The following is a 7,316-nucleotide window of genomic DNA, read 5'->3' as shown; positions in this document are numbered from 1 at the left end:
CCCTACTGCCCTACTGCCCTACTGCCCTACTGCCCTACTGCCCTACTGCCCTACTGCCCTACTGCCCTACTGCCCTACTGCCTGTTCCCTTCTCCACCCGTATATCCCCATGAACCTTCTTAACGCCGCGTTCGCCTTCCTTTTCGCACTCGTCTTTGCCCTTGTCGGCGTTACCCGGATCGGCTCGTGGCTGATCGAACGCCGTAATCCATCCATCGGTGAATTCGCCGACATCGGCGGCGCCCGTATTCACTACGTCCATATTCCCGCCCCCGCCGATGCGGACCTGCCGCCGGTCGTCTTCATCCATGGCGCCAGCGCCAATCTCAGGGATCAGATGCTGCCGCTGAGGCCGATGCTGGAAGGCCGCGCCGAAATGCTGTTCTTCGACCGGCCGGGATTCGGCTGGTCCGGGCGCGGACCGGGCACCAATGAAGACCCGTCGGCGCAGGCCAATACCCTCGCCGCGCTGATGGATCATCTGCGCATCCGCGAGGCAATCATCGTCGGCCATTCCTTTGGCGGCGTGGTGACATCGGCATTCGGCCGCGAACATCCCGACAGGACGCTCGGACTGATCTTCCTGGCGCCGGCGACCCATCCGTGGCCGGGCGGCGCGACATCCTGGTACTACGACCTGACCATGCTTCCGGTGATCGGCCGGCTGTTCTCCGAAACGCTGACCTATCCCGCCGGAACACTGCGGATTGCCGATGCCACGACCTGCGTCTTCTCGCCGAACAAGGTGCCGGACGGCTATATCGACAAGGCGTCGATCCCGCTGGTGCTGCGGCCAGCGGCCTTCCGCGCCAATGCCAGCGATGTTGCCGGGCTCTACCGCTATGCGCTCTGCGCCGCACCGCGCTACAACGAGATCAAGGCGCCGACCGTGGTCATCTCAGGCGACCGCGACAAGGTCGTCTACGCGCGGATCCATTCCGTCGGCCTGGTGCGCGACATCGCCGGCGCCGAACTCGTCTGGGTAGGCAATCTCGGCCACAAGCCAGACTGGATCGCCCCCGACCTCGTCGTCGGGGCTGTCGAGAAGGTCGCCGGCAAGGATATCGATCTCAAGGCGATGGCCAGGATGGTGGAGGCCCGGATCGCCGGCGATGCCTATGGCGCCGATACATGTGCCGACATCAGGGAACCCCAAGCTGAACTCGCACCGACTTGAGGCCTGTCCCTAGCTGCTGGGCGAACGAGCAGGCGGCGCCACAAGCTAAATGACCAGCAGCGGGGTTTTGGAGGGAACGCGTTCATAGAGGTCCATGACGTCTTGGTTGAACATGCGTACGCAGCCGGATGAAGCGGATTTGCCGATGGACTTCCAATCCGGCGACCCGTGAATGCGGTAAAGCGTGTCGACGCCATCCTTGAAGATGTAGAGGGCGCGAGATCCGAGCGGGTTGCTGACGCCGGGCTCCATGCCCTGGCGCCATTTTTCCAGCTTCGGATCCCGGCGGATCATCGCCGAAGGCGGCGTCCAGGTCGGCCATTTGCGTTTCCACTGGACGATCGCGCGTCCCTTCCAGGAATAGCCCTGGCGACCCAGACCGACGCCATAGCGCATGGCCTTGCCATCCTTGAGCACCAAGTAGAGGAATTTGTCGGTCGTATTGACCACGATCGTTCCAGGTTTCTCGCCCGTCGGATCGTCGACCATCTGCCGCAGAAACCGTTCGTCGACCTTGGTGAAGGGTATCGCCGGCAACGCATGGCCGCCATCCCCGACCGCGCTGTACATGCTTGTATAGTCGGGCGACGCCGGGACCATGATTTCAGGCGCGGCTTGTTCGATCGGCGTCTTTTCCGGTGTCGGCTCAAGCGGCGCGGGATTGAAGGAACTGGCCGCGCTGATCGGCTGTCTGGGCATCTGGGCACAGGCCGAGATCGCCGAAACGCCGACAAGCGACAGCCCGGTCAGCAGCGACCGGCGCGAAACGAGAGATGACATTGAAGTACACTTTCAAAATGGGAGATGCTGGCGGATAGGGCGACTGTTAACGCCACTTCACCGCGTCTTGTAGAGGCGATCGCGGCAAGTCCTTGTCCAGACAGAGGCCAGGACCATTGTCCAAGCCTCTGTTGCATCGCAGCCACAGTGAGCTACGCACAGGGCGCGGGATATGCTTCCGTCAGGAAGGGCTGGGCTTACCGGCCGGCTGCTTCCGATCCGACATAGGCGATGCGCAGCATGTTGGTCGATCCCGGAGTCCGCAACGGCACGCCGGCGGTGATGATGACGCGGTCGCCCGGCTTGCCGAATTCTTCTTCCAGCGCAATGCGGCAGGCGCGGTTGACCATGTCGTCGAGATCGGTGGCATCGGGCGAGACCACGCAATGCGTGCCCCACAGCAGCGACAGCCGCCTGGCCGTGTTGACGATCGGCGACAGGGCCACGATCGGCACCTGCGGCCGTTCGCGCGCCGCGCGCAACCCGGTGGTGCCGGACGCGGTATAGGTGATGATCGCCGACAGTTTCAGCGTTTCGGCGATTTCGCGGGCGGCCAGCGAAATCGCGTCCGCCCCGGTCGCTTCGGGCTCAGAGCGCTGCGCGTTGATGATGCCGGCATAGGTCGGGTCGGTTTCGACCTTGGTGGCGATGCGGTTCATCATCGCCACCGCTTCCACGGGGTAGGCGCCCGCCGCCGATTCGGCCGACAGCATGATGGCGTCGGCACCCTCGAAGACGGCGATCGAAACGTCGGATACTTCGGCGCGGGTCGGCACCGGCGCGGTGATCATCGATTCCAGCATCTGCGTGGCGATCACCACCGGTTTGCCGGCGCGCCGCGCGGCGCGCGTGATCTGCTTCTGGATGCCGGGCACCGCTTCCAGCGGCATCTCGACGCCGAGGTCGCCGCGGGCGACCATCAGGGCGTCGGACAGCTCGATGATCTCGGCCAGCCTGGCGACGGCCTGCGGCTTTTCGATCTTGGCCATGATCAGAGCCCGGCCACGCGCGATCTTGCGCGCTTCCGCCAGATCCTCCGGCCGCTGCACGAAGGACAGCGCGACCCAGTCGACGCCCGTGGCGAGCACGGCGTCGAGATCCTTGCGGTCCTTCTCGGTCAACGCGCCGACCGGCAGGTCGGTATCGGGCAGGCTGACGCCCTTCTTATCGGAAATCGTGGTGCCGGCGACGACAGTGCAGACGATCGACTTGCCGTTGCTCTTCACCGCCTTCAGTTCGAGCTTGCCATCATCGATCAAAAGCCGGTGACCGGCCTCGACCGAACTCAGTATCTCCGGATGCGGCAGATAGACCCTGGTCGAATTGCCCGGTTCGGGATTGTCGTCAAGCGTGAAGGTCTGGCCTGATGTCAGCACTTCCTTGCCATTGGCGAACTTGCCGACGCGCAACTTGGGGCCTTGCAGGTCGGCCAGGATGCCGATCGGCCGGCCAACCTTTTCCTCGACGGCGCGGATGCGGCCCACCAGCGTGCGCATCAGCTCGTGGTCGGTGTGGCTCATGTTGATGCGGAACACATCGGCGCCCGCTTCGAACAATTTCTTCAGCATCTCCTCGGAGGAGGAGGCGGGGCCGATTGTGGCTAGGATCTTGACCTTGCGGCTACGTCTCATTGACTATTGATTCCCGGGGTGGCTGGGGCGCCTCCCGTTGCGGGCTCATCGGTCAGCTGGACCATCCAGCTTGCCTGCTCGCCCGTGTCATATTCCTGGAATCCGGCGCGCTGGAAACCCCGGGCGACGCAGTCGTTTACGCCGGCGATCTTGAACTCTTTTTCAGCCACGCACATGTTGATCGGGCCGTCCCAGCGTCCACCACGCTCGGCGTCTTCTGCATAAAGATAGTAAAACCTTGATGACAGCGGCCCTTCGATCAACGTCTTGCAGCTCGATCCTTCAATGTGCCACCAGCCCTCGGTGATCCAGCCGGCCTTGGCACGATAGCCGATGCCGACGCCGACCAGGTTCTGCGTGGCGTTGCAGACGCGGAAATCGGCGCGTGCCGGCGAGGCCATGACCATTGCCGACATGCCGACGGTCAGGATCAGGAGCGGCATGGCAAAGGCAGGGCGCATGCGCTGCCTGCCGGCGGAACCTATTCCAAAACCCCTCAAGAACCACATCTGCATCTCTCTGCGCCCCTTTTCGGAAAAGTCCGAGCGCATGTCAACGCGCCGTTTTTACCAATTCCAATCGATTTAGGAAGGCTCCCGGCGCACTTTCCGTCGCCCCTTGCCAGATTTCGGCGGAAACCTTGGCCAAACAACGGCATTGCGCACGCGTCGTCTTCGTGGAATGACGATAGCACCCTCCCCGGAAGCCAGCGAACAGACCATTTCCCGCCAATGACCCGATCCACAGTTTTCGCGCCCTTCGACCTCGTCGAGGGCGACCGCAAGCGAGGCATCGTGCTCCTGGCCGATCATGCCCGCCGCGACCTGCCCGACGACTATGGCAACCTCGGCCTGCCGGCTGCCGAGTTCGACCGCCATATCGCCTATGACATCGGCGTCGAGGCGGTGACGCGCGAGCTCGCCGCCTTGCTCGATGTGCCCGCGGTGATCGCCAATTTCTCGAGGCTGCTGATAGATCCCAATCGCGGCGAGGACGATCCGACCCTCATTCGCCAGCTCTATGACGGCACGATGGTGCCGGGAAACTATCCCATGGCGCCGGAGGAGCGCGAAAGACGGCTCGACCGCTTCTACCGGCCTTATCACGACGCCGTCGCCGCCATGATCGCTTCGGTCGCGCAGGTTTCCGGGCAGGCGCCGTTCATTTTTTCGGTGCATTCCTTCACGCCGGTCATGCAAGGGATCCAGCGTCCCTGGCACGTCGGTATCCTGTGGGATCGGGACGACCGGGTTGCGCGGCCACTGATCGATATGCTCGCGCAGGATAGCACCCTGGTCGTTGGCGACAATGAACCTTATGACGGCGCGCTGCGCGGCGACACCATGTTCAAGCATGCCATCGTCAACGGCTATGCCCACGCGCTCATCGAGATTCGTCAGGACCTGATATCTGACCAGAAAGGTGCGATCGCGTGGGCCGAGCGCCTGGCCCCGATCGTTGACGCCATCGATCGCCGTGCCGATATACATGTGGTCAGGCAATTCGGCTCGCGCACCGGGCCGGTGTGAGCCGTAAGGAGGTTGCAATGACCGAACTCAACGACCAGCAGAAGCGCGACTTCGAGGCCGCGGCCTTTCGCCGGCTGGTCGAGCATCTCAGAGAACGCAGCGATGTGCAGAACATCGAGCTGATGAACCTTGCCGGCTTCTGCCGCAACTGCCTGTCGAACTGGTATCGCGAAGCGGCGAATGCCGAGGGCGTCGACCTCTCCAAGGACCAGTCGCGCGAGATCATCTACGGCATGCCCTATGCCGACTGGCAGGCGCTCAATCAAACCGAAGCTTCGGATGCCAAAAAGGCCGAGTTCGAAGCGAGGCGTCCCAAGGACCACTAGCGAACGCTTCCGCGGCTTCGTCACCCACGGGCGGAGCCAGGAACGGAGCGACGCAGCGCAGACCCGAGGATGACGAACGGAGAGGCGTTTCTGCCAACCTCCAACGCCGCAGCCTGCCTCGAACGAAACCGACCCTCGGCGCTCCTTTGGTCCAAACACTTCCTTTAACGCGGTGCTTGACTGAAAATTGAATCGATCTAATTTGCCGCGCAAAGCCATTTTCTGACCGGATTCGCCTCATGAACGCGTCGCACGCCTCGCAGACTGCCATTCGCGGGCGATGGGCCGTGGCCGCCATCTTCCTTGCCAATGGCTTCCTGACCGGCAGCTGGGCGCCGCAGATCCCGGTGTTCCTGACCCGGCTGGACATCTCGAAATTCACGCTCGGCCTGCTGATCCTTTTGTTCGGCGCCGGCGCGGTCACCGCGATGACCTGGTGCGGCCACCTGATTTCGAAACACGGTTCTCGCACCGTGCTGCGCTGGTTCGGCCTCTGCGGCAGCCTTGGCCTGCTGGTCGTGGCGCTGGCGCCCAACGTGCCGCTGGCGGCCATCGCCATGTTCATCTTTGGCGGCTCGATCGGCGGCATGGATGTCGCCATGAACGCCAACGCGGTGGTCGTCGAACGAAAATTGTCCCGCGCGATCATGTCCTCCTCGCACGGCTTCTGGAGTCTCGGCGGCTTCGCCGGTGGAGCGCTTGGCGGCTTCGCCATCCAGAATTATGGCCATCTCGCCCACGCCGCGGTGGTGACGGCGCTTGCCTTCGCGGCAATCGCGGCGGCGGTGCCTCATGTCGTGGCCGAACATAAGCCGCAGGCTGCCGAGCATCACAAATTCACCTTGCCTGCGAACCCGCTGGTCTACCTGGTCGGCCTGATGGCGCTGCTGACGATGATTTCCGAAGGTGCCGTGCTCGACTGGGCGGCGCTGTATCTGCGGCAGGAACTCGGCGCCGACCTTGCCGTTGCCGGTCTCGCCTACGCCGCCTTCTCCGGCGTCATGGCGATCATGCGTTTCTTCGGCGATGGCGTGCGCAACCGTTTCGGCGCGGTGACGACACTGCGCGGCTCGGCCATTATCGCCGCCGCCGGTATGCTGGTCGCCGGCCTGTCGCCCTCGCCCTGGCTCGCCATCGCGGCCTTTGCGCTTTGCGGCTTCGGCATCGCCAACATGGTGCCGATCATCTTTTCGGCCGGCGGTAACCAGGAAGGCATGTCGTCGGGCACCGGCATGAGCGTCGTCACCACCATGGGTTATTCCGGCATTCTGGTGGCGCCGTCGGCGATCGGCTTCGTCGCCGAGCATTTCAGCTTCGGCCCGATCTTCATCGCCATGTCGGGCTTGCTGATCGTCGTGTTGCTGATGGCCGGACTGGCTCATCGGGCCGAATTCGCGCCCGCACCCGCCGAATAGCGCTTCAGTTCCTCATCGAGAAAATCCGCCACGCGGCGGATGCGCACGCTGCCGCGCACATCGCGATGCATGGCGAGCCACATCGGCAGGTTCGGCGGCGGCAGGCCGGGCAGCACCTTCTCCACCAGCGGATCCCGCTCGGCCAGCCGTTGCTGGCCGAGGCCGATACCGTTTCCCGTCCGCACCGCTTCCCACTCGCCTGCTCGCTGACCGCCTTGCCGCGTTCGAACAGCGTGGCCCCGGCTTCCGTGAGCGCATAGCCTCTTCGCCCACGCCGAAACAGCGTGACGCCCAGCGCCGCTCCAACTCCCCGATGTGACGGCCAAACGTCGGCTGGCTGGCGGACAAGTTTTCGCGCTGCGGCCGACAGGCTGCCCGTTCCGGCGACCGTGACGAAGGTTCCAGTCGACAGTTTCCATTCAATAATGAATATCAAACCTACGTTCATGGTCGATTTC

7 protein-coding genes and 1 pseudogene are annotated in these 7,316 nt (G+C 63.6%); 4 read left to right on the top strand and 4 right to left on the bottom strand.

What is annotated here, in order from left to right; genetic code table 11:
• The first annotated feature begins 109 nt into the window (after positions 1–109).
• Complete coding sequence (locus tag FJ958_RS28155; protein WP_140748400.1) at positions 110–1,177, top strand: alpha/beta hydrolase; 1,068 nt, start codon at positions 110–112, stop codon at positions 1,175–1,177.
• A 45-nt stretch (positions 1,178–1,222) separates the two neighbouring features.
• On the opposite strand, the gene FJ958_RS28150 is transcribed toward FJ958_RS28155, so the two are convergent.
• The 3 genes from FJ958_RS28150 to FJ958_RS28140 all read right to left on the bottom strand — a co-directional run bounded on the left by FJ958_RS28150 (position 1,223) and on the right by FJ958_RS28140 (position 4,049).
• On the bottom strand, positions 1,223–1,957 hold the full coding sequence (locus tag FJ958_RS28150; RefSeq protein ID WP_140748398.1) for a L,D-transpeptidase: 735 nt from the start codon (positions 1,955–1,957) through the stop codon (positions 1,223–1,225).
• A gap of 197 nt (positions 1,958–2,154) precedes the next feature.
• Positions 2,155–3,588, bottom strand: a complete 1,434-nt coding sequence (pyk, locus tag FJ958_RS28145; protein ID WP_140748395.1) for a pyruvate kinase — start codon at positions 3,586–3,588, stop codon at positions 2,155–2,157.
• Positions 3,585–4,049, bottom strand: a complete 465-nt coding sequence (locus FJ958_RS28140) for a DUF1036 domain-containing protein (protein WP_181165551.1) — start codon at positions 4,047–4,049, stop codon at positions 3,585–3,587. Before FJ958_RS28140 ends, pyk begins: the two co-directional genes overlap by 4 nt.
• 270 nt (positions 4,050–4,319) lie before the next feature.
• Between FJ958_RS28140 and FJ958_RS28135 the strand changes: the two genes are divergently transcribed.
• The 3 genes from FJ958_RS28135 to FJ958_RS28125 all read left to right on the top strand — a co-directional run bounded on the left by FJ958_RS28135 (position 4,320) and on the right by FJ958_RS28125 (position 6,858).
• The gene (locus FJ958_RS28135) at positions 4,320–5,117 is read left to right on the top strand and encodes an N-formylglutamate amidohydrolase (protein ID WP_140748392.1); all 798 of its coding nucleotides are present in this window, start codon (positions 4,320–4,322) and stop codon (positions 5,115–5,117) included.
• A gap of 17 nt (positions 5,118–5,134) precedes the next feature.
• Complete coding sequence (locus tag FJ958_RS28130; protein WP_140748389.1) at positions 5,135–5,443, top strand: DUF1244 domain-containing protein; 309 nt, start codon at positions 5,135–5,137, stop codon at positions 5,441–5,443.
• 239 nt (positions 5,444–5,682) lie between these two features.
• On the top strand, positions 5,683–6,858 hold the full coding sequence (locus tag FJ958_RS28125; RefSeq protein WP_140748386.1) for an MFS transporter: 1,176 nt from the start codon (positions 5,683–5,685) through the stop codon (positions 6,856–6,858).
• On the opposite strand, the pseudogene FJ958_RS28120 reads toward FJ958_RS28125, so the two are convergent.
• Positions 6,822–7,306 (bottom strand): annotated as a pseudogene (locus tag FJ958_RS28120) (LysR family transcriptional regulator). The gene FJ958_RS28125 and the pseudogene FJ958_RS28120 sit on opposite strands and share 37 nt — an antisense overlap.
• Positions 7,307–7,316 lie beyond the last annotated feature (10 nt).

It is taken from the genome of Mesorhizobium sp. B2-3-5 (assembly GCF_006442395.1).
GTDB lineage: Bacteria > Pseudomonadota > Alphaproteobacteria > Rhizobiales > Rhizobiaceae > Mesorhizobium.
This window is presented reverse-complemented; position numbering and strand designations above follow the sequence as displayed.